Source organism: Carnobacterium sp. CS13 (assembly GCF_016653495.1).
GTDB classification, from domain to species: domain Bacteria; phylum Bacillota; class Bacilli; order Lactobacillales; family Carnobacteriaceae; genus Carnobacterium_A; species Carnobacterium_A antarcticum.
In genome coordinates, this window is record NZ_CP067364.1 from 1,146,228 (window position 1) to 1,169,385 (window position 23,158).

Below are 23,158 nucleotides of genomic sequence, written 5' to 3' on the forward strand. Positions count from 1 at the left end.
AAGAGGAAATAAAATGAAAAGAAAGTCGCTTGTTACTGCTCTACTTATCCTGTTTACTGCTCTAATTAGTTTTACTATGCCATCTTTGCAAGTGGCAGCAGCAGATACTTCATTATCAGATGTCCAATCAAAAGGAACGTTGACTATTGGAACGAGCGCTGATTTTCCGCCATATGAATTTCACGCTACTGTTAATGGCAAGGATGAAATCGTCGGAATGGATATATCTATTGCTCAAAAAATTGCTGACGATTTAGGCGTAACATTGGAAATACAAGATATGGGATTTGATAGTCTGTTGCCTGCTTTGGAAGTAAATAAAGTAGACATGATTCTAGCAGGTATGAGTCCTTCTGAAGAACGAAAAAAAAGTGTTGATTTTTCTACTGTTTATTATACAGGAGGGCAAAATTTAGTTGTCCGTCAATCTGATGAAGGCATCTATCAAACTAAAGATGATCTGCATGGGAAAAAAATTGGAGTTCAAACAGGCTCATTACAAGAAACATTAGCCCAGAAACAAATGCCGGATTCTGATTTGTTGAGTTTATCAAAAATCACCGATTTGATTCTAGCTTTAAAAACGAACAAAATAGAAGCTATCGTAATGGAAAAACCAAGTGCGACTGCTTACGTTTCAAATGATACAGGATTAGTTACTTTTGATGGAGCGTTTGAATTGGCTGAAGGTGAGCAAGGAACAGCGATCGCTTTTAAAAAAGGTACTCAAACCCTTTTAGAGAGTGTCAATGATTCTCTTGTAGAAATAAAAGAGGGAAATTTAATTGAAGGGTATTTAAAAGAAGCTGGAGAACACTTGAAAGATAGTCAAGGTGGAACGATTGATTCAGAAGACGCCGAAGACACAGGGTCAAATACAATGATCAACTATTGGAACTATTTTGCCAAAGGAACGGGTTATACCATTCTGATATCTGTTTCAAGTGTATTATTCGGAAGCATTTTAGGAATATTTTTGTCCTTGATGCGTATGGCGGATAATAAAGTTATCCGCGGTTTGGCTACCGCTTATGTCGAATTTGTTCGTGGGACGCCAATGATGATCCAAGTAATGTTCATCTATTTTGCAGTAGGATACTTAGTAAATATCCCTGCTTTAGCTTCCGGCATCATTGCGGTTTCTTTGAACAGCGGAGCCTATATCTGCGAAATTATCCGTTCAGGATTAAATTCCGTATCTAAAGGACAAGCAGAAGCAGCAAGAAGTTTAGGGATGAGCAAGAAGCTTTCAATGCGATATATTATTTTCCCGCAAGCGCTAAAAAATATTTGGCCAGCCTTAGGAAATGAATTTATCACGGTCATTAAAGAAAGCTCGATTGTGTCGATTATTGGTGTAAGTGATTTGATTTTCCAAACAAAAGTCGTCACTTCAGTTTCATATCGTGGGATTGCACCGTTAGCTGTTACGATGGTCATTTATTTTGTTTTAACTTTTAGCTTAACAAAACTGTTGAATTATTATGAAGGGAAGATGAATCATGATTAAATTTAACCATTTAAAAAAATCTTTTGATAAAAATGAAGTCTTGATCGACATTAATGGAGAAGTAAAAAAAGGGGAAGTCGTCGTGATCATCGGACCATCAGGATCGGGTAAAAGCACGTTGCTGCGGTGCTTAAATTTACTGGAGACTCCGACAAGCGGTGAAATTATTTTTGAAGATATTGCTTTAACAGGACTTAACGAAACAAAGTTAAATCAATTGCGAGAAAAAATGGGAATGGTCTTTCAAAGTTTTAATTTATTTCCACATTTGTCTGTGTTAGATAATTTAAAAATAGCGCCGATCAAAGTTAAAGGAATGCCTGAAACAGAAGCGGAAAGCCAGGCGCGAAGATTGTTGAAACAAGTGGGTTTAGAAGACAAAGATACAGCTTATCCAGCTAGTTTATCGGGTGGTCAGCAACAACGAGTAGCTATCGCACGTGCATTAGCAATGAACCCAAAAGTCATGTTGTTTGATGAACCGACATCTGCATTGGATCCTGAAATGGTAGGAGAAGTTTTAAAAGTTATTCAAGATTTAGCAGAAACCGGAATGACGATGGTTGTTGTGACTCATGAAATGGGATTTGCTAAGCAAGTAGCTGATCGCGTCATTTTTATGGACGCAGGTTATATTGTAGAAGAAGGAACTCCAGAACAGCTCTTTGATCACCCGGAACATAACCGAACCAAAGATTTTTTAGCAAAAGTATTATAAAAAAATGGGAGTGAGACAAAAAGCGTTTAGACCCGAATCACTGGAACGAATAAGCGCAGTATGGTCACAGACCATCGAGCATTATTCGTGAAGTGGACGTCGGGTCTGCTTTTTGGAACACGTTCTAGAATAAATATACGGATATGCAAAAGAGGTTGGGACAAAAGTCCCAACCTCTTTTTTTTGTTTCTTCTTAGTTCATTGCTTCGTTTGTATCGTTAACGGTTTTTTTCCAAAAGCCTAAAATCAGGGCAGAAACAGCCGTTCCAATCGCTAATGCTGCCAAGAATAGCAAGGCGTGGTTTGAAAGACCAATAGCGAAGATGCCACCGTGCGGCGCTGGAATAGTGATATCCCAGAATTGAGTTAAGCCGCCAGCAATTGCTGCTCCGATAACCGATGATCCGATAATGCGTAATGGATCAGCAGCCGCAAAAGGAATAGCTCCTTCAGTGATAAAAGAAAGCCCTAAAACATAGTTTGTGATTCCTGATTTTCTTTCGTCTTCTGTAAATTTGTTTTTAAATAGTGTACTTGCAACAGCGATTGCTAGAGGCGGAATCATACCACCAGCCATAACAGCAGCCATCAAACTACCGTCACCTGTATCAGTGAAGATACCTATTGAAAAGGCATATGCCGCTTTATTAAATGGACCTCCCATATCAATAGCCATCATTCCGCCCAATAATGCGCCTAGTAACACAGCATTTCCTGTACCAAGGTTTTCTAGGAAGTTAACCATAGCTGTATTGATTGTTGAGAAGACCGGATCAATGATGAAATACATTACTAGACCAATAAGGAGTAGACTAAGAACAGGATACAATAAGATTGATTTTAAACCTTCTAATGACTTTGGCAATCCTTTCAACAATCGTCTTAAAAGAAGAATAGAGTAACCGGCTAGGAAACCAGCAGCTAATCCACCTAAGAAACCAGCGTTGCTTTGGACGGCCATTAATCCACCAACCATCCCTGGCATCAAGCCTGGACGATCGCCGATACTCATGGCGATATAACCTGCCAAGATAGGAATCAAGAAGTTAAAAGCATTGCTACCTAAAGAGTTTAAGAACGTGAAGATCTCGCTGCTTTCTCCAAAGTAAGGTTCTACAAAGAAAGAAAGAGCCAAGACGATCCCGCCGCCGACAACGAAAGGCAACATATGAGAAATTCCGTTCATTAAATCTTTATAAACTTTACTAATAATAGAGCCGTTGCCTTCATCGCTGTCTTCAGTGTCTTTTTCACCACTAGCATGATAGGTTGGTGCTTGTTGATTCATAGCTTTGGTGATCAACTCTTCAGATTTACGAATACCATCGCTGACGGGTCGCTGCAAAAGGTGTTTTCCATCAAAACGAGCCATTTCGACATTTTTATCAGCAGCGACGATAACGCCGGCTGCACGTTCGATATCAGCTGCGGTCAACCGGTTTTTAACGCCTTCAGTTCCGTTGGTTTCAACTTTGATATCAACGCCCATTTCAGCAGCTTTTTTCTTCAAAGCATCTTCAGCCATATACGTATGAGCAATACCAGTTGGACAAGCCGTTACGGCAATAACAAATGGGCGATCAGCATCAGGAGTTTTAGTTGCTTCTGCTTGTTGTTCGGCTTTTTCATCTGCTAGCCGTTTTTGTTCTGCTTCTGTAAATAATGTTTGGACTTCATCAGGTGTCGTTGTTTCTTTTAGAGAAGCAACAAATTCAGGGTTTATCAGCAACCGAGACAAGCCAGCTAGAGCTTGTAAATGCGTATCATTTGCCCCTTCAGGAGCCGCGATCATGAAAAACAGATGGGTAGGTTGTCCGTCTAGTGCTTCGTAATCAACTCCGGCAGTACTTTTTGCAAATAAAACGGTAGCTTCGTTGACAGCTGTTGTTTTTGCATGCGGCATAGCGATTCCATCGCCTAGCCCTGTAGAAGTTTGGGCTTCTCTAGCCATAATGCCTTGTTTAAACAAAGCTGGGTCATTGAGGCGCTTCTTTGAAGCCAGACTAGCGATCATTTCGTCAATCGCTGCTTCTTTAGTTGTTGCTTTTAGATCCATGATCATGACATCTTTAAGCAATAAGTCATTGATATTCATTTTTTTTCCTCCTATGGGTACTGTTTTTTAATTTAATACTGTTAGTTGAACTTGAGAAATCAGGTTATCGATATCTTCTTTTTTTGCCAAATCATCTGAAAAAGCTGTGGCACTTCCAGTAGCGACACTTGTTTGAAAAGCAAGCAGCGGGTCATTCGTTCGGACTAACGTTCCAATAAATCCAGCTACCATTGAATCGCCAGCTCCAACGGAATTTTTCACTTGTCCTTTAGGGACCGTTGAAAGATAGACCTTATCAGCAGTGAAGAATAAAGCGCCATCGCCAGCCATTGAGACCAAAGCATACGTTGCTCCCATTTCGATCAGTTTTTTCCCATAAGGAACCATTTCTTCAACGCTGTTAAAAGTGACTTGGAACAATTCCGCTAATTCATGGTGATTGGGTTTAACTAATATAGGATGAGAAGGAAGAGCATCTAATAGTGATTGACCTGTTGTATCTACAGCAAATTTTGCGCCTGCAGCGGTAACTCGTTCAATAATAGATTGATAAAAATCTGCTGGTAATGCCGGCGGTTGGTTTCCTGAAAGAATCACTAAGTCATCAGCTGTTAATGTATCAAATTGTGCTAGTAAGGCATTCGCTTCTTTGTCAGTGATTTTTGGACCTTGAGCGTTAATTTCAGTTTCTTGGTCGGATTTCAATTTGACGTTGATTCGGGTGTCGTCTTGCACCTGAGTAAATTGAGTATGAACTCCTTCTTTTATCAACCAATTTTGAATGAATTGGCCGGTAAAGCCACCTAAAAAACCTAATGTAGTAGTAGGCAGTTGAAGACTGTGCAGCACCCGTGATACATTGATGCCTTTTCCGCCAGGTAATTTTAAATCCCGCTTCATTCGGTTCAAATCGCCCATTTTAAAATCAGCGACTTCAACAATGTAATCAATAGAAGGGTTAAGAGTTACCGTATATATCATTTTGTGACCTCCTTAATAGATGTTTGAGAAAAATATTTTTTATATAAAGCATGATCCATAGCCTCAGTCACAATAGTGGCATCTTCTAGTTCACAAACTTTTACAAAATTAACTTTATTAAACTTCGTTTGATCGGCTAAAACAAATGTTTTAGCGCTGTGCAAATGAGCCTGTTTCTTTACGGCAGCTTCTTCGGAATCAGGGGTAGTATAACCGAATTCAACATCGATCCCATTCATTCCTAAAAAACACTTATTGAAACGATAGTCTCCCATTTGCTGAAGACTTGTAGTGCCAATAATCGCTTTCGTTGTCGCTTTGATTTTTCCGCCAAGCAAAATCGTTTCTGTTTGCTGGTCCGCCAGCAACGAAGCATGTTGAATACCATTGGTAACGACTCGAACGTTTTTGTCTTTTAAAAAAGGAATCAAGTAAATAGTTGTTGTCCCAGCATCCAAATAAATCGTATCATTTTCTTCAATGAAAGAAGCAGCTAATTCAGCAATCGCTTTTTTTTCTTGAACGTTTTTGAACGTTTTTTCAGTAGCGGACAATTCCTCATCTAAATGATAAACCCGTTTTGCTCCTCCATGTATCCGAATCAATTCGCCTGCTTCTTCTAATAATGCTAAGTCTCGTCGAATAGTAGATTCAGAACAATCTAGTGCTGTCATTAGGTCTTGCGACTTTACGAGTCCAGATTGTTTCAATTGCACGAGGATAAAGTTATGTCGTTCTTCCGTTAACATATCATCACTCCCATCGCCTTATAATACCATCAAAATCAACCAAAAACAATCAATTAACAAGCGGTTACACCTAATTGTAATAAAACTCTACAAGTGTTATACTTGTTATAGAGCAAGTATAAACATAAGGAAGAAGTGAGCTCATTGTTTATTCATATTAAACCAGAAAGCGATACCCCTATTTATTCTCAACTGATTTACCAAATAAAGACTGGAATTTTAAAGAAAGAATTAATGCCCGGCGAGTTGCTGCCCAGTGTACGAAGCTTAGCAGGAGATATTGGTATCAACATGCATACAGTCAATAAAGCCTACAATTATTTAGTCAGAGAAGAAATCCTTATCAACCAGAAGAAAGGTTTTCAAATAAAAAACCGTGAGCAAATGAAAATGTCTGTTGAATATCAAGAAGAGTTTAAAACGAAGTTAACAGAATTGATGATCGATGCTGCTGTGTATCAGTTATCAGAGCAAGAGCTGAAAGAGATGCAACAGGCCGTCAATAAAAAAATACAGGGTGGTGAAGCAAAATGAGTTTATTCATAGGTTTTATGATCAGTTTATTTTTATTGATTGGACTCATAACTGGGTTGACTCCATTCATGGGACGTAAAAGCAGTCAATTTGGCGTTAGTTTACCGGAAAATTATCAAGAAGACCCTCAGTTAAAAAAGTGGATGAAACAGTATTGTTTCATTACGGTTTTGAGCAGTGTACTTTTTTCGTTGCCGTTTTTATGGTTTACCCGTAATAAAGATGCCGTACAAACAGAGATGCAGTTAGGCATTTACAGCGTAGTGGGGATAGCAGCAGTCTTAGCTGTCAGTGGATTAGCCTATTTGGTGATCCATAAAAAAGTGTCCACATGGAAAAAGAACTTGCCTAAAACAGCCGATCAAGACAGTGGGCAAGAAATAGTTGTAGAATTGAATTATCGGAAAAAGGGGACAACTATTTCAAACATACTGATTATCATCAGTAATTTAATCATTATTAGCGGTACGGCTTTTGCCACTTGGCTAAATTATCAACAGATCCCTGAAACGTTTCCCATTCATTGGGGAATCGATTTTAAACCCGATCGCTTTGCAACAAAATCAGTTAAAACTGTTTTTGGTTTACTAGCTGTGCAGTTGATCATGATCATTATTTTTGTGATCAGCAATTATTCCATAAAAAATGCAAAGCAATCATTGAATCCTAAAAACGCATCAGTTTCTAGTTTAAAGAATCGTTTGTTTCGGCAAGCATGGTCCCGTTTTACTTTGGTGATCTCCATTTTAACTCAATTGTTGATGAGTGCGCTCCAACTTGCTACTGTATTCGTTAATGATGTAGAGATTCAATGGTTTATTTACCTAACAATCGGCTATACCATACTTGTGATCGTTTATGCCATAGTTTTATCGATGAAGTATGGGCAAGATGGGGAACGATTAAAGATGGCGGATTCTTTAGAAGAAAAAGATACTTTAGAATACCGTTACAATGAAGATCAGTACTGGAAATTAGGGGTTTTTTATTACAATCCTGCTGATCCGTCTATTTGGGTAGAAAAAAGGTTTGGTGTTGGAACAACAACCAACTTTGCCCGCTGGCAAAGTTGGGCGATCATCGTTGGTATCTTGATCTTAGCTTTTTCACCACTCTTATTTTTATAGCAGGTTCATGAAATCAATAACTAAGGAGGCTTCCGCTATAGCGGAAGCCTCCTTAGTTAACTTATTATAATTGACTGCGACGTTCAGTTGAATGGACAAACAAACGTTTCAATGTTTTCGTATCATTTTCAGCGACAGCCGCTTTTATTTTGGTTAATTCTGTTTCGAATAAATCAATAGCCTCTAATAAGTTGGATTTGTTTCCGATAAACAATTCGCTCCATAGCTCTTCATTGATATTAGCTATTCGTGTCAACTCACGGTAACTGTCTCCAACGAAATCTCCTGTTTTTTCATTTATATCGCTGTTTACCAAAGCGACTGCAATAGCATGAGGCAATTGGCTAGTGAACCCGATTAATTGATCGTGCTCATGAGGAGTGATGCGTGTGACTTTTTTGAATCCTAATTCTTTAACCAGCTGTTCTAGAAAAACTAAATTCTTCTCTTGGTTTTTAACAGTAGGAGTTAATAAATAATTCGCGTCTTTAAAAACAGCTTGATTTGCAAAATCGATTCCTCTTTTTTCGCGACCAGCCATTGGATGTCCGAAAATAAAGTCTACAGAATCGGGTAAGAGTGGTGAAATATCTTTGATGATTCCTTGTTTGATTCCTGTGACATCCGTTAAAATAGCATTTGGTTTAAATTTTTTTGGATGACTTTGGATGAATTGAGCGATAAGAGTAGGGTAGAGAGAAAAGATGATTAGGTCTGCTTGAGGAAGAATTTCCTCTCCATCTGTGAACCCTTCTTGAATGATACCTAGCTTTTTTGCTTTTTTTAATGTTGTTTCATTTGTATCGATTCCATAAACAGATGTATAACCAGCCTCTTTTAATGCCAACCCAAAAGAACCTCCAATGACACCTAACCCAACAAGAACAATAGTCATAACGATTCCCCCTCGGATTGCTTTAGTTGGTGCATATTTAAAGCATCCATAGCGAGTAGATAACCATCTGTTCCAAATCCTGTTACTTGTCCAATGCATGCTGGAGCGGTGACAGAGATTTTTCTGAAATCTTCTCGTTGATGGATATTCGACATATGTACTTCAACGGTAGCAATCTGGATGCTTTTGATAGCATCATGAATAGCGTAGCTGTAATGTGTATAAGCTCCGGGATTGATAATGATACCATCATACTGTTCATTAAAGGCCTTTTGTAAAGCGTCTATTATTTCGCCTTCAGAATTGCTTTGAAACAATGTTAAACCATGCTTTCGGTTTTCACCTTCAGTTTGGATAAAGGTACAAATCTCCTTAAACGTTTTGGCACCATAGACTTCTTTTTCTCTGATGCCGGTAAAATTTAGGTTGGGTCCATTGATCACCATGATTTTCATTCTGATAAACTCTCCTTTTCAACTAGCTTTAAGTGTTGAATAAACGTATGCATCTGCTGCACGGCTGTGGCAGGGGTTGTATCGTTTTCGATGATGAAATCAGCAGCTGCACGATACTGTTCAATTCGTTGTTCAAATAAACCGACCAATGTTTGTTTATCGTTTTTTAAAAGCGGCCTTCCCGAAACATCGATATCTCGCATAATCAGTTCCAATGGCCGATCAATAAAAAAAATATAAGACGTCTTTTTTAATAGCCGAATGTTTTCCTCTCTTTTAATAATGCCGCCGCCAGAGGAAACAATAGTATAGTTTTCTTTGGTTAACAGTTTGCAAACAGCTGTTTCGATATTGCGGAAATGATCTTCTCCAACTTCCCAAAGTTGAGCAATCGTTTGAGAGCTGTAGGTTTCGATATAAACGTCCATATCTATAAAAGAAAAATCAATTTCTTTGCTGAGTCTTTTTCCAAAGGTTGACTTGCCGCAACCAGGCATACCAATTAGCACAATATTTGTTTTCATATCTTCACCTACTTAAATTTGTTTTGAAAATCTTGAATTATCTTTTGGGAAACAGTGAGAGGGATAATTTGTTCTTGCCAAATTTCAACGGATTTAATTGCTTGACCAATGAGCATTTCTAATCCATTATAAGCTGGTTTATTTAAACGTCTTCCTGTTTCTAAAAAGAGCGTTTCTGTCGGATTGTAAATCAAATCAATCAAAATCAGATGCTGTGAAATAACCTGTTCATTTACTGGTGAAATCCCACAGTTTGGGTACATACCAATTGGAGTGGTGTTGATCAATAAATCGCTGTTAATTGAAGCAATGGCTTCGTAAGTCAGGTAACTGATTTTGGGGTGATTTATGACCGGACGTTGAGACGTTTTTCTTGAAACAACGCGTATCTGTTCAATACCATGATCTAGCAAATAAGTTATAGCCATTTTCGCAGAACCGCCGTTTCCTAACAGTGTTGCGGTTTTCCCTTGAATAGGAATGGCATGATTTTCAAAAATCATGCCAAACCCATGATAGTCTGTATTGTAACCAATCAGCTTTCCATCTTTTAATAAAACTGTATTGACTGCTTGCATCCGTTGAGCTTCAGAAGAGACAGAATCTAAATAAGGCAAAATGGTTTGTTTATAAGGAATGGTTACATTTGCACCTTTAATAGTTAATAATTTTAAAGCTGCTACTGCTTTTGGAAAATCAGCTTCTGTAACTTCAAACAGTTTATATGCACCTTGAATAGTTAGCATACGGTAAATTTCTTGATGAATGTTAGGGGAAAGGCTGTGCTTCAAGGTTTTTCCTAGTAATCCATAGAACTCCATTCGTTTTTCCTCCTTAGTAAAAAAAGCTTTTTATCATTTAAAATACCCTTTCACTTATCTTGAACGAAGTTTACCATATTATTATGATTTGGCAATAATTAAATAAAAATATAATGTGATTGACATTAATGTTTGGTGAGTGTTATAGTTCAATAACTAAGAACAGCAAGATTTTATTCTTGTCTCTTAATAAAACGAAAGGTGGAAGAGAAATCATGGAAAACAGTAGAATCATTCAGATGAAAACACAAAATGTAACGAATTTTTATAACTTCTTTTTCCGGGGCTTTTATTTTAGCGCTGGCTATTTTGCGTTTTATAAAACTGAATGTACCTTCCTGATGAGTGATTAATCTAACGACCTTTCAATTATCCCTAAACGCTAGGGGAATGAAATTAGAGAAGCTGGAGCTCATTAACTAATGAGCTCTATTTTTTTTTAGCGTAAAACAAAAAAAGGAGGAAACGGTATGATAATTGTATTAAAACAAGAAGCGAATCAAGTTGAAGTAAACAGGTTGACAAAGAAATTACAAAGTTTAGGGGTGACAATAAACCACTCTGCTGGGTCTATAACCACTATTTTGGGTTTGATCGGGGATACGAGTAAAATCGATATGTCTAAAATATCAGCCAATCAGGCAGTTGAAAAAGTCATGCGCGTCCAAGAACCTTACAAGAAAGCCAATCGTTTATTTCATCCAGAAAATTCAATCATCTCAGTTGATGGTGAAAAAATTGGTGGCAAACGGTTAGGAATCATCGCCGGTCCTTGTTCTGTTGAAAGTGAGGAACAGATCATTGGTATTGCTAAACGTGTTAAAGCGGCAGGAGCCAATTTTTTAAGAGGAGGGGCCTTCAAACCGAGAACATCGCCATACAGTTTCCAAGGATTAGAGCTAGAGGGACTGAATATGCTGAAGGCAGCTAAAGCAGAAACCGGCTTACCGATCGTAACGGAATTAATGTCTACTAAACACATCGATGCATTTGTAGACGATGTTGATATGGTTCAAATCGGTGCACGGAACATGCAGAACTTCGATTTATTGAAAGAGATTGGAAAAACACAATTACCCGTCCTTTTGAAGCGAGGCTTATCAGCTACGATTCAAGAGTGGTTAATGTCTGCTGAATACATCATGTCTGAGGGAAATGAAAATGTCATTCTTTGTGAACGTGGGATTCGCACATACGAAACCATTACTCGAAATACGTTAGATTTGCAAGCTGTGCCCGTTATCAAAAAATTATCTCATTTGCCTATCATTATCGATCCAAGTCACGCTGGCGGCTACACTTACTTAGTGGAACCAATGGCTAAAGCAGCTGTAGTTGCTGGAGCAGATGGTTTAATGATTGAAGTTCATGACGATCCTGAGAATGCTTGGAGCGATGGCGAACAATGCCTGACTCCAGATGAGTTCGATCGTTTGATGGATAAAGCCAAACGATTAGCAGAAGTTGAAGGAAGAGAAATTTAATGAACTCAGAATGGAATGGGAGGAAGGGGAATTATGGCAGAATTAGTAGTCGATTTAAAAGAACAGAGCTATCCATTAAAAATTCGCAAAGGACTCTTAAATGACGTTGGTTTAGAAATCACTCGTTTCTACCATGGAAAAAAAGTAGCCATCATAACCGACCAAACCGTTGCACGTTATTATGAAAAGCAAGTAAAGGAGGGTCTGTTGAAAGAGGGGTACGAGGTTGTGGTGATTGCCCTTCCTCCAGGAGAAGAATCTAAATCTTTGAATCAGCTGCCATTTTTGTATAAAGCATTAATCGATTTTGGATTAACGAGAAGCGATTTAATTGTAGCGCTGGGAGGCGGAGTTGTTGGGGATGTTGGAGGGTTTGCCGCTGCCACTTTTTTAAGAGGAATCCCATTTGTTCAAATCCCGACGACTTTACTGGCACAGGTTGACAGCAGCATCGGCGGAAAAGTTGCTGTTGATTTGCCAGAAGGAAAAAATTTGGTAGGCAGCTTTTACCATCCTGTATTAGTTTTGATCGACCCGCTTGTTTTGGAAACGTTAAGCGATCGTTTCTTTTACGATGGGATGGCAGAAGTCATTAAGTATGCTTGTATCCTAGACGTTGATTTCTTTGCTTTTTTAAAAACGCTAAAGACTAGAGCAGAGATGACAAAACAAATCGAACAAATTATTTATACGTGTTGTTCTCTAAAAAAAGCAATCGTTGAATCAGACGAAAGAGATACTGCTGAACGAATGTTGTTAAATTTTGGTCATACCCTTGGTCATGCTTTGGAAACATTTTACGCTTATAAAAAGTACACTCACGGGGAAGCTGTTGCCATTGGGATGTATCAAATCACATTGCTTGCCGAAGAAAAAGGATTATCGGCTATTGGCACAGCTGAAACGATCAAATCGCTTTTGATCCAATATCATTTGCCCTACACCTTAGAACACAAAGATTATGCAGCAGTATTGGAGTATGTAGCACTTGATAAAAAGAATATAAACGGGGTTTTAAAAGTTGTTTTATTAAAAACTATTGGAAAATCGTATTTGGAAGAAACAACCGCCACATTTTTTGTGAATTAAATAGGTAGGTTTAATAAGTAGAAATAGTTAAAAAGAGGTGAGCAAATGACGGATTTAATTCTAACACCAGCTAAATTGTCCGGAGCCGTTACAGTTCCTCCTTCTAAGAGTATGGCCCACCGAGCCGTGATCTGCGCAGCGTTAAGCGAAGGAAAGAGCTTGTTGACAAACATTGAATATTCTGATGATATTATAGCTACCATTGAAGCCATGCGCTCGTTAGGAGCCAGTTTCAATAGAAAAGAAGCTGGTTTGGAAGTAGCAGGTATCGACTGGGAAGCTGAAACAGTAAATGAGCTCGAAAAAGACCAGTCAAGGACAATCGACTGTAACGAATCAGGTTCAACACTGCGTTTTTTGATTCCAATCGCTACTCTATTCGAAGGCGACACACGTTTTATCGGCAGAGGTAATTTAGGCACACGTCCGTTAGAGCCCTATTATCAAATTTTTGATAGGCAAGGAATTGCCTACACAAAACAAGCAAACCAATTGCATTTGACGATCAATGGAGACTTACAACCTGATTTATTCGAATTACGAGGCGATGTTAGTTCACAGTTTATTTCTGGTTTATTATTTGCACTGCCGCTGTTAAAGAATGATTCAAAAATCGTCATCACAACAGAATTGGAATCTAAAGGTTACATAGATTTAACATTAAGTATGATGCAAACTTTTGGTATCGAGGTTTTGAACAATGACTATCGTGAATTGATCATTAAAGGAAATCAGCGTTATCAAAAACAAGAGTATCGAATTGAAGGAGATTATTCGCAAGCTGCCTTTTTCTTATGTGCAGATGCACTAGCAAATCAAGTTGTCGTTCAAGACTTAAAGCCCCATTCATTACAAGGCGATCGAGAAATTATTGCCATCTTGGAACGAATGGGTGTTGAAATATTAAGCACTCCTCACGCTTTAGAAGGCAAGCCAACAGGCAGGTTAAAAGCTGCGTTAATTGACGGTTCACAATGCCCTGATATCATTCCCGTCGTTTCTTTAGTTGCTGCTTTGAGCGAAGGGACAACAGAAATTATTAATGCAGGAAGATTAAGAATCAAAGAATGCGACCGTTTAAAAGCTGTTACCAGTGAATTATCTAAACTAGGAGCAGTAATTTTTGAAACAGCAGATGGGTTGATTATTGAAGGAGTTGAGCAGCTTGTTGGAGGCGTTGAAGTTTGGAGTCACAAAGACCATCGTATTGCTATGATGTTAGCCATTGCAGCTACCGTTTGCCAAGAACCAATCGTCTTGAAAGATGCTGAATGTGTCTCAAAATCTTATCCTCATTTTTGGGAAGATTATACTATGTTAGGAGGAAACAGCCATGAGCGGTGTTTGGGGAAATAAATTAAAAATTTCTATTTTTGGCGAATCACATGGGGTTGGAATCGGAGTGGTGATCAATGGATTGCCAACGGGTTTTGAAGTTGATTGGGATGAAGTATTAGTAGAAATGGCTAGAAGAGCGCCAGGTCAAAATGATTTAACCACCCCTCGGAAAGAATCTGATTTACCTGAGGTTTTAAGCGGGTTGTTTGAAGGGAAAACAACAGGTGCTCCTTTAACCGCGATTATACGCAATCAGGATACCCGTTCTAAAGACTACAGTCAGTTGAAAAACATTATGCGTCCTGGGCAAGCAGACTACCCTGGACACGTGCGTTATGGCGGTCACAATGATCATCGCGGCAGCGGTCACTTTTCGGGAAGGATCACCGCTCCTTTGGTTTTTGCTGGAGCGATCTGCAAACAACTACTAGCTGAAAAAGGCATAATGATTGGGTCGCATATCAAGAGCATCGGTACGATTCAAGATATCAGCTTCAATGAAACTACCGTAACTAAAGAGCAACTAGAAAAATTTAAGACAGAACAATTGCCTGTTTTTAATGAAGCAAAAGCAGAAGAGATGAAGCAGCTGATTTTGGCTGCAAAACAAGAGGGTGATTCTGTTGGCGGAACGGTAGAATGTATGGTTTTAGGTTTAGAAGCCGGATACGGCAATCCTTTTTTCGATTCTATTGAATCAACGCTCGCTCATTTAATGTTCTCTGTTCCAGCAGTCAAGGGAATTGAATTTGGAACAGGCTTTGCCATTACAGAACTTTTTGGTTCACAGAGCAATGACGCTTACTACTATGAAGGGGATCAAATTAAAACGGCTACCAATCATAACGGCGGAATCATCGGAGGAATTTCAAACGGGATGCCGATTGTTTTTCGCGCAGCTGTAAAACCTCCTGCATCGATTACAAAAAAACAGCAAACGATCAACATTTCAGAAAAAAAAGACACGGAGCTGGTGATCGAAGGACGACATGATCCTTGCATCGTTCCAAGAGTTTTGCCAGTTATTGAAGCTGTGACAGCTATTGGAATATTAGATCTGATGCTTTAGCAAAAGGGGGTCGCAAAATGACAGAAATTGAAGAGTACCGAAAAAAAATCGATGAGATCGATCAGCAACTGACCCAACTCTTTGAACAGCGAATGGAGACGGTCAAAAAAGTCGGCCAATATAAAAAAGCTAAACACTTACCCATCTATAATGAAAATAGAGAAGCAGAAGTTATTAGTAAAAACCAAGCTTATTTGGTGGATTCTGCTTATCAACAAGGACTAGCTTTATTTTTTCAACAGCTGATGGCTATTTCAAAAGGGTTACAAAACAAAAACTCCAGCAAAGAACAACCGTTGGACTTGCCTTTTGTTCCAGCTTCTTCTAAAAAAACTAAAAAAAATCCTAAAGTTGGGTGTTATGGAGCAGAAGGATCTTTTAGTGAAGAAGCCATGTTGAGTTACTTTGGTTCGGTTGAACAACCACATTACTTTACTAAGTTCGAAGATGTTTTTTCAGCTATTGAACAAAATGACATTGACTATGGGGTTGTGCCGATTGAAAACTCATCGACAGGAGCTATCACAAAAATTTATGACTTATTGACTCGATACGATTTTTACATCGTTGGAGAACAATACATCCACGTAGACCAGTATTTGGTAGGATTCCAGGACACCGAACTTGCTAATGTCGCTGAAGTTTATTCTCATCCTCAGGGTTTTGAACAAAGCATGCTTTTTTTAAATCAGCATCCTGAGTGGAAGTGGATACCTTATCGTAGTACTTCAGAGAGTGCCAAATTAGTCAGCGAATTAAAAGACCTTACCAAAGTTGCTATTTCCAGTAAACGAGCTGCAGATCGATACAACCTTACTGTACTTCAAGAAAAGGTCAATGATCAACATGAGAACAGCACGCGTTTTATTGTGTTATCAAAACGGTTAGAATCGTCTGATGTCTGCAGCAAAGTTAGTGTTCTCTTTTCAATTGAACATCGAGTGGGGACGCTGCATCATTTGTTGCACCACTTCGCTGAAAACAAATTGAATTTGATAAAAATCGAATCTCGTCCAGTCGCCAACGAACCCTGGCATTATCTGTTTTACATTGATTTTGAAGGAAACGTAAACATGCCAGAAGTTCAACAAGCATTGCAAACCATTCACCAAACGAGTTCTTTTTTTAAAGTCATCGGCACCTATCAGGCCGCTGAAAAAAACAAAAAATAAAAAAACGGGAGTGAGACAAAAAGCGTTTAGACCCGAATCTTCTACTTCGCATACCGTATCCCTAAGCAGCTAAAGCTGCAAGGGCTAAGGAAACTGGAACGAGTAAGCGCAGTATGGTCACAGATCATCGAGCATTATTCGTGAAGTGGACGTCGGGTCTGCTTTTTGGAACACGTTCTAGAATAAATATTCGGATATGCAAAAGAGGTTGGGACTTTTGTCCCAACCTCTTTTCTTATTCATGGACGACAATAGAATCTACTGTTACGGGTTCAATAGGCAAATCATTTTTAGCAGTTTTTAAAGCAGCGATGGCGTCGACAACTTCCATACCATGGATGACTTGACCGAAAACAGTATAATGGCCATCCAATGATGGATAACCGCCTTTTTCGTAAGCTTCAGCTATTTCATTAGGGACAGTATCTGCTACAGAGCTCGACATGTCTTGTTGATTTTGAACAATGAAAAATTGACTACCGATTGAAATAGGAGCATTGGTTTTTGCCATCGCAAGCGCCCCTCTAATATGATAAAGCTGATCAGAAGGCTCTACTTCGAATGGTTCTCCCCAGATACTTTCGCCACCTGTACCCGTTCCTTCAGGATCGCCACCTTGAATCATAAAATCTTGAATCACACGATGGAAAATGGTTCCATCGTAATAGCCTTTTTTGCTGAGAGAAATAAAATTTTCTACTGCTTTAGGCGCTAATTCAGGAAAAAGTTTGATTTTGATGGTCCCCATAGAAGTTACCATATCTACCGCTGTTTCATTTTCAGCGATATCTGTCGATAGTTGTGGAAAGGAATCGATTGTTTCTTTTGTTGTGGAAAGGGAGGTCGAACTCATTTGTGTTGATGAAGTCGTTGGTTGACTAGGAATCAGAAAAAAGACACCATAAATAATCATAGCTACGGCTATGATGAATAAGAGACCTCCGAGCAGAAGTTTAGTTGATTTCATGTTTCGCATTTCACGTCCTTTTATATTAGTCCTTTTTCATTATACGCTAGATGAGCCAAAGTTTAAATAGTTAAAATGAAATGATTTTTGTATTAAAAAAAGAAGAGGAATCGTTTTTATGGAAGAACATTGAAAAAAGAAGCGAATTATCTGTTGATTTTATTTGATTTAAATAGACAAACAAGTAAAACACACGTACAATAGAAAATGGATTAGAATGGGGTATACTGAACAATACTTCCTTTTTTTAGAGAATACGTGATGAAGAACAATCTTGATTACATCTTGGAACAAATGTAACAGCAAGAACTATCGCTACATCTAAAGAGTAACCCAAAAGATAAATCAAAATGAAACTCTCATAAACTCAAAAAAATGAGGAGGAAACTAACGATGTCAATGTTTTTAGATCAAGTAACAATTAATGTGAAAGCCGGAAAAGGCGGCGATGGCATGGTTGCTTTCAGGCGCGAAAAGTATGTGCCGGATGGCGGACCAGCAGGTGGAGATGGCGGAAAAGGCGGAAGTTTGATTTTTGTCGTAGACGAAGGTCTCCGTACGTTAATGGATTTCCGTTTCACGCGTCACTATAAAGCTGAAGATGGCGAAAATGGAATGAGTAAAAGTATGCACGGTCGTGGGGCAGGCGATAAAGTAGTTAAAGTTCCGCCTGGTACGGTTGTGCGTGATATAGATACAGGTATTGTCCTAGGCGATTTGATTCATGATGGTCAACGTTTAGTTGTCGCAAAAGGCGGACGCGGCGGACGTGGCAATGTTCGTTTCGCTACTCCAAGAAACCCAGCACCAGAAGTTGCTGAAAATGGTGAGCCTGGTGAAGAACGCAATTTAGAACTAGAATTAAAAGTCTTAGCGGATGTTGGATTAGTTGGTTACCCATCTGTGGGGAAATCAACTTTACTATCTGTTGTTTCTGCAGCCCGGCCTAAAATCGGAGCGTATCATTTTACGACATTGGTTCCTAATTTAGGAATGGTTCAAACGGACAATGGCAAAAGTTTTGTTATGGCCGATTTACCAGGACTGATTGAAGGGGCTTCACAGGGTATTGGGCTTGGGATTCAGTTTTTACGTCATATTGAGCGGACACGAGTTATTCTGCATGTCATTGATATGAGCGGCAGCGAAGGAAGAGATCCTTATGATGACTATGTAACCATCAATAACGAATTAGAAAGTTATGATTTACGGTTGATGGAACGTCCTCAATTAATTGTTGCGAATAAAATGGATATGCCAGAAGCAGAAGAAAATTTAAAAGCTTTCAGAAAAAAAATACAAGCACTGAAAAAAGATGAATACGACGATGATATTTTAATTTTCCCGATTTCGGCAGTCACTCATAAAGGAACAAGCAATTTATTGAATGCAACAGCCGACATATTGGACGTTACTTCGGAATTCCAATTAGAAGAATTGGATCAAGAAGAAGAAACAGTACTCTATAAATATAGCCCAGAAGAAAAAGGGTATGAAATCACAAGAGATCCAGATGCTACATGGGTTCTTTCTGGTGAGAAACTTGAAAAACTGTTCAAGATGACTAATTTCAGCCACGATGAATCCATCAGACGTTTTGCTCGTCAATTAAGAGCTATGGGCATTGATGAAGAAATGCGCGAAAGAGGCGCAGTAGACGGAGATACAGTTCGTATTATGAAATATGAATTTGAGTTTGTTGAGTAGCAGTAAGTTGAATAGTGTAAAGAAGAATCCAATGGATGGCGACATCTTATTGGGTTCTTTTTTTGATACGAGTAAGTGCTTATCGCTAATTCAAGTGAAGTTTGCTAAAATAAAGTGAATCGTTTGAGCACTATTGCTATTCAATAAAAATATGACACAGTTGGGACAGGATAAAATGGAATTATTATTTTTAGGAACCGGTGCAGGAGTTCCGGCAAAACATCGCAATGTCACAAGCATTGCACTAAAATTGTTAGAAGAACGAAACAGTATTTGGCTATTTGATTGTGGAGAAGCCACGCAACAGCAAATTCTGCACACTACTTTAAAACCGCGTAAGATAAATAAGATTTTTATTACACATCTTCATGGAGATCATATTTTTGGATTGCCTGGTTTGATCAGCAGCCGAGCTTTTCAAGGGGGAGAAGACCCATTAACGATTTACGGACCAAAAGGCATCAAAAATTTTGTATTGACCAGTTTGAAAGTCTCAGGTACTTTTTTGAAGTATCCATTAAATTTTCATGAAATTCATGAAGCAGATGTGATTTTTGAAGATGCACAATTTAAGGTTTCATGCTTGCCGCTAGAACACGGCATCCAATCGTTTGGTTACCGAGTTGAAGAAGCTGATCATCAAGGAAGTCTGAAAGTTGAAAAATTAAAAGAAGCTGGAGTGCCTTTTGGTCCGCTGTATGGAAAGTTAAAGAACGGCGAAACCATTACTTTAGCGGATGGTCGGATTTTTAACGGTCAAGATTTTATTGGAGAAACACAAAAAGGACGAGTGGTCGCTATTTTAGGAGATACAAAAAAAACTGCCAATAGTGCTATTTTAGCTCAAAATGCTGACGTATTGGTACATGAAAGCACCTTTGAAGGATCTGATCGAAAAATGGCTCGTGACTACAACCATTCAACGAATCTGGATGCAGCTGAAGTTGCTTTAGATGCAGGCGTTAAACAACTGCTTTTAACTCATATCAGCGCTCGCTACCTTGGAAAAGATGTTCATCTATTGGAAAAAGAAGCACAAAAAATCTTTAAACAGACTCATATCGTAAAGGATTTTGAAGAAATTGATATTCCGTTAAAAAGAACGACAACTAAGAAATGAGGGTGTAAGATATGGCAAACAAGCGAAACGGCTTAGCGAATAAGATTGTACTTATTACGGGAGGTTCCACTGGTTTAGGGGAACAAATCGCTTATGAAGCAGCTAAGCAAGGTGCAATCGTAGTGGTCAGTGCTCGCAGGATGGATTTACTAGCAGAAGTAAAAAAGAAGTGTGCAAACTACTCTGGAAAAGCAGCTTACGCCTATGCTATGGATGTTTCTGATCCAGAAGAAATTCAGACGGTTATTGAAACCATCCATCAAGAAGTAGGCGCTGTTGATATTTTAGTTAACAATGCTGGTTTTGGCCATTTTGAAGAAGCATTGACCTTTAAAATGAGTGTTGCTGAAAATATGTTTAGGGTAAATGTCTTGGGAATGATGTATGTAACTCAATTAGTCGCTATCCAAATGGCAGAAAAACGTCAAGGCCATATTATCAATGTGGCTTCACAAGGAGGCAAAATGGCAACTCCGAAGTCAAGTATTTATTCAGCTACAAAATTTGCTGTCATAGGGTACTCAAATGCCTTACGATTGGAGTTAAAACCTTTAAATGTTTTTGTTACAACTGTAAATCCAGGACCAATTGAAACCAACTTCTTTGATATTGCAGATGAAAGCGGAAAATATTTAGAAAAAGTTGGAAGCATGGTCTTAAATTCTACTGTTGTTGCAAAACGTGTCGTGGCTTTGATGGGCACGTCTAAAAGAGAGTTAAATCTTCCTTATTCTATGGAAATAGCTGGAAAATTGTATTACTTATTTCCGAAAGTAGGAGATTTTTTAGCATTGAATCTATTTAACAATAAATAAAGAGTTTTCATTAGGGGAAGAAACCCCGTTATGCTAAAATCAATGTATAGAAATTGAGCAGAGTTTCAGTTTTATTTTTAGTAAAAGGGGGAAGATAAAATGAAAAAACAGTGGGGCATTGTGGTAGCTATTATATTAGTTTTAATGATTGCTTTATTTGCAGTAGTGAATGTAGAAGCGGTTCCAGTTAACTTTGGCTTTACAATGGTGTCGTGGCCGCTGATCATGGTGATCTTAGGTTCTTTATTTATTGGGGCACTGATAACGGTGTTGATCGCAACGAATTCTGCTTTTAAGACCAAGAAACAAATTAAAAATTATAAAGATGAATTATCCAAAATAGACCAAACGAAACAAAATGAACTAGATAATGTGAGAATGGAATATGAACAAAAATTAAACGATCAAGATGCTAAAATCATTGAACAAGAAAATAAAATCAACAGTTTAGAAAAAGAATTGATCGATCGAATGACTCATGCAACACCAGACAACAAATAAAACACAATGGATTATTTTTAGGGTATGAAAGAAATAACTTCCTTTAAAAGATTGGGACAATTTTTTGTCTCAATCTTTTTTGGTGCGCCCGGCATGGGTGATAACTTGGTGGTGAAAGTCCACTACAGGCTTGGCAGTAGGAACTGTTAGCGAATAGCAAGGGTGTCTTTCGCGAGAAAGAATCCGAAGGAAGCTGGACGCAAACACTCGCACTGACGAACAGAAATCTCATACAAGGCTGACTGGAGATGGACGAGCTTGCCAAACAAAGCGAAGTCCGATACTGCACGAGTCTCCTACAGTAAATGAGGCAGTGACATGAGTGGAAGGTTATCATTCTTACCCGGGAGGTCTCACTAGCGGTAAACACCGTAGTAACAACGAATAGTGAGAAGTCAGCAGACGCCATAGTAGGAGAACACAGTTCTCCGAAGGGCAGAACAATAATAATCTTGGAATAAACAAGGAGGTGGATGTAGCTCACGACTACAGAAAACATCGTGGTATAGACCGAAAGATGGCTACTCTTGGAGGGATAAGTTGGAAACGAAAGAGTACAAGAGAGTGTAGAGAGCTACAGTAACGATATGATGAAACAAGATGGTATCTCATTAATCAATCAAATCGCTAATTCAGATAATTTAAAGTTAGCCAGCAAGAAAGTGTATCAAAATAAAGGAGCTGCCGGTATCGATGGAGTGACCGTTCATGAATTGGACGCTCACTTAATAAAATATGGTCAGCAAATGATAGAGAAGATGAGAGCAGGAACTTACCAACCACAACCTGTTAAGCGGGTTTCTATCCCTAAGGATAACGGTGGTATAAGAAACTTGGGAATTCCCGTAGTGCGAGATCGAGTGGTGCAACAAGCTATTCTACAAGTGATTGAACCCATCATTGACCCTTCCTTTTCGACATACAGTTATGGTTTTAGGAAAGGCAGGAACGCTCATCAAGCGATTAAACAGGCAGAACAATATGTATCCGAAGGATACAAAACGATTGTCGACTGTGATTTGCGTAACTATTTTGATACAGTTCATCATCAAAAGTTGATGAATTACCTCAACTACTATATCCAAGATAAAATAGTGTTGCGGTTAATATGGAATTTTCTTAAAGCTGGAATTATGGACGGCAATGTCTTTATTGAGAATTATAAAGGAACCCCTCAAGGTGGAGTTATCTCTCCACTACTCGCTAATGTCTATTTAAATCAACTAGATAGAGAATTAGAGAAGCGAGGACACCGGTTTGTACGTTATGCGGACGACTTTTGTATCTATGTGAAAACACCTAGAGCAGGAGAACGAGTTTTAAAAAGCGTGACGACCTTTATAGGGGGAAACCTCCGGTTGGAGATTAATACGGAAAAAAGTAAAGTGACTACTCCAGCTAAAGCTAAGTTTCTAGGTTTCACTATCTGGAAAACACAGGGAAAGTCAGAAGCCGCCCATCTAAGGCGGCTAAACTCAAGTTCCGTAACCGACTCAGAAAACTAACGAGCCGAAAACGTCCTGGTA

The 23,158-nt window shown here is 38.7% G+C and carries 22 protein-coding genes; 14 read left to right on the forward strand and 8 right to left on the reverse strand.

Going from position 1 to position 23,158, the window contains the following annotated elements; genetic code table 11:
• Positions 1-13 precede the first annotated feature (13 nt).
• Entirely contained in the window at positions 14-1,510 is a 1,497-nt protein-coding gene (locus JHE06_RS05625) for an ABC transporter substrate-binding protein/permease (protein WP_058918475.1), read from the forward strand.
• Positions 1,503-2,228, forward strand: coding sequence for an amino acid ABC transporter ATP-binding protein (locus JHE06_RS05630; RefSeq protein WP_058918476.1), 726 nt, complete (start codon positions 1,503-1,505; stop codon positions 2,226-2,228). The genes JHE06_RS05625 and JHE06_RS05630 overlap by 8 nt, the downstream gene beginning before the upstream one ends.
• A gap of 193 nt (positions 2,229-2,421) precedes the next feature.
• On the opposite strand, the gene JHE06_RS05635 is transcribed toward JHE06_RS05630, so the two are convergent.
• The 3 genes from JHE06_RS05635 to JHE06_RS05645 are packed head-to-tail and all read right to left on the reverse strand — an operon-like array spanning position 2,422 to position 6,014.
• Entirely contained in the window at positions 2,422-4,323 is a 1,902-nt protein-coding gene (locus tag JHE06_RS05635) for a PTS fructose transporter subunit IIABC (protein ID WP_058918477.1), read from the reverse strand.
• Positions 4,324-4,350: 27 nt separating this feature from the next.
• A complete protein-coding gene (gene pfkB / locus JHE06_RS05640; protein WP_058918478.1) occupies positions 4,351-5,265 on the reverse strand; it encodes a 1-phosphofructokinase in 915 nt (304 codons plus the stop codon).
• Positions 5,262-6,014, reverse strand: a complete 753-nt coding sequence (locus JHE06_RS05645; protein ID WP_058918479.1) for a DeoR/GlpR family DNA-binding transcription regulator — start codon at positions 6,012-6,014, stop codon at positions 5,262-5,264. Before JHE06_RS05645 ends, pfkB begins: the two co-directional genes overlap by 4 nt.
• 144 nt (positions 6,015-6,158) lie before the next feature.
• Here JHE06_RS05645 and JHE06_RS05650 point away from each other — a divergent pair, with 144 nt between their 5' ends.
• Together JHE06_RS05650 and JHE06_RS05655 are read left to right on the forward strand one after the other, a co-directional pair.
• Positions 6,159-6,548 carry a GntR family transcriptional regulator gene (locus JHE06_RS05650; RefSeq protein WP_058918480.1) on the forward strand — a complete coding sequence of 130 codons (390 nt, stop codon included), beginning with the start codon at positions 6,159-6,161 and terminating at the stop codon, positions 6,546-6,548.
• Complete coding sequence (locus JHE06_RS05655; protein WP_201089805.1) at positions 6,545-7,675, forward strand: DUF1648 domain-containing protein; 1,131 nt, start codon at positions 6,545-6,547, stop codon at positions 7,673-7,675. The genes JHE06_RS05650 and JHE06_RS05655 overlap by 4 nt, the downstream gene beginning before the upstream one ends.
• A 64-nt stretch (positions 7,676-7,739) precedes the next feature.
• Here JHE06_RS05655 and JHE06_RS05660 read toward each other — a convergent pair whose 3' ends face one another.
• The 4 genes from JHE06_RS05660 to aroE are packed head-to-tail and all read right to left on the reverse strand — an operon-like array spanning position 7,740 to position 10,370.
• The gene (locus JHE06_RS05660) at positions 7,740-8,570 is read right to left on the reverse strand and encodes a prephenate dehydrogenase (protein WP_201089807.1); all 831 of its coding nucleotides are present in this window, start codon (positions 8,568-8,570) and stop codon (positions 7,740-7,742) included.
• Entirely contained in the window at positions 8,567-9,025 is a 459-nt protein-coding gene (gene aroQ / locus JHE06_RS05665; protein ID WP_201089809.1) for a type II 3-dehydroquinate dehydratase, read from the reverse strand. Before aroQ ends, JHE06_RS05660 begins: the two co-directional genes overlap by 4 nt.
• On the reverse strand, positions 9,022-9,549 hold the full coding sequence (locus tag JHE06_RS05670; RefSeq protein WP_058918484.1) for a shikimate kinase: 528 nt from the start codon (positions 9,547-9,549) through the stop codon (positions 9,022-9,024). The genes aroQ and JHE06_RS05670 overlap by 4 nt, the downstream gene beginning before the upstream one ends.
• Before the next feature lie 8 nt (positions 9,550-9,557).
• Positions 9,558-10,370 (reverse strand): shikimate dehydrogenase, encoded by an 813-nt coding sequence (aroE, locus tag JHE06_RS05675; protein WP_058918485.1) that lies wholly within the window; start codon positions 10,368-10,370, stop codon positions 9,558-9,560.
• A 470-nt stretch (positions 10,371-10,840) separates the two neighbouring features.
• On the opposite strand from aroE, the gene aroF reads away from it, so the two are divergent.
• The 5 genes from aroF to pheA are packed head-to-tail and all read left to right on the forward strand — an operon-like array spanning position 10,841 to position 16,522.
• The gene (gene aroF / locus JHE06_RS05680; protein ID WP_201089811.1) at positions 10,841-11,854 is read left to right on the forward strand and encodes a 3-deoxy-7-phosphoheptulonate synthase; all 1,014 of its coding nucleotides are present in this window, start codon (positions 10,841-10,843) and stop codon (positions 11,852-11,854) included.
• A gap of 33 nt (positions 11,855-11,887) precedes the next feature.
• Positions 11,888-12,943 (forward strand): 3-dehydroquinate synthase, encoded by a 1,056-nt coding sequence (aroB, locus tag JHE06_RS05685; protein ID WP_201089812.1) that lies wholly within the window; start codon positions 11,888-11,890, stop codon positions 12,941-12,943.
• 45 nt (positions 12,944-12,988) lie between these two features.
• Positions 12,989-14,299 (forward strand): 3-phosphoshikimate 1-carboxyvinyltransferase, encoded by a 1,311-nt coding sequence (gene aroA / locus JHE06_RS05690; RefSeq protein ID WP_201089814.1) that lies wholly within the window; start codon positions 12,989-12,991, stop codon positions 14,297-14,299.
• Positions 14,277-15,350: a chorismate synthase gene (gene aroC, locus JHE06_RS05695; protein WP_201089816.1), complete on the forward strand. Its 1,074-nt coding sequence runs from the start codon at positions 14,277-14,279 to the stop codon at positions 15,348-15,350. Before aroA ends, aroC begins: the two co-directional genes overlap by 23 nt.
• Positions 15,351-15,367: 17 nt before the next feature.
• The gene (pheA, locus tag JHE06_RS05700) at positions 15,368-16,522 is read left to right on the forward strand and encodes a prephenate dehydratase (protein WP_201089818.1); all 1,155 of its coding nucleotides are present in this window, start codon (positions 15,368-15,370) and stop codon (positions 16,520-16,522) included.
• Positions 16,523-16,757: 235 nt separating this feature from the next.
• Here pheA and JHE06_RS05705 read toward each other — a convergent pair whose 3' ends face one another.
• The gene (locus JHE06_RS05705) at positions 16,758-17,489 is read right to left on the reverse strand and encodes a peptidylprolyl isomerase (protein ID WP_201089953.1); all 732 of its coding nucleotides are present in this window, start codon (positions 17,487-17,489) and stop codon (positions 16,758-16,760) included.
• Between the two features lie 399 nt (positions 17,490-17,888).
• On the opposite strand from JHE06_RS05705, the gene obgE reads away from it, so the two are divergent.
• The 5 genes from obgE to ltrA all read left to right on the forward strand — a co-directional run bounded on the left by obgE (position 17,889) and on the right by ltrA (position 23,137).
• Positions 17,889-19,196, forward strand: coding sequence for a GTPase ObgE (gene obgE, locus JHE06_RS05710; protein WP_201089956.1), 1,308 nt, complete (start codon positions 17,889-17,891; stop codon positions 19,194-19,196).
• Between the two features lie 175 nt (positions 19,197-19,371).
• The gene (gene rnz / locus JHE06_RS05715) at positions 19,372-20,316 is read left to right on the forward strand and encodes a ribonuclease Z (RefSeq protein WP_201089820.1); all 945 of its coding nucleotides are present in this window, start codon (positions 19,372-19,374) and stop codon (positions 20,314-20,316) included.
• An 11-nt stretch (positions 20,317-20,327) separates the two neighbouring features.
• Complete coding sequence (locus JHE06_RS05720; protein ID WP_058918492.1) at positions 20,328-21,131, forward strand: SDR family NAD(P)-dependent oxidoreductase; 804 nt, start codon at positions 20,328-20,330, stop codon at positions 21,129-21,131.
• Between the two features lie 99 nt (positions 21,132-21,230).
• Complete coding sequence (locus JHE06_RS05725) at positions 21,231-21,632, forward strand: LapA family protein (RefSeq protein WP_058918493.1); 402 nt, start codon at positions 21,231-21,233, stop codon at positions 21,630-21,632.
• Positions 21,633-22,219: 587 nt separating this feature from the next.
• A complete protein-coding gene (ltrA, locus tag JHE06_RS05730) occupies positions 22,220-23,137 on the forward strand; it encodes a group II intron reverse transcriptase/maturase (RefSeq protein ID WP_236253551.1) in 918 nt (305 codons plus the stop codon).
• The last annotated feature ends 21 nt before the right edge of the window (positions 23,138-23,158 follow it).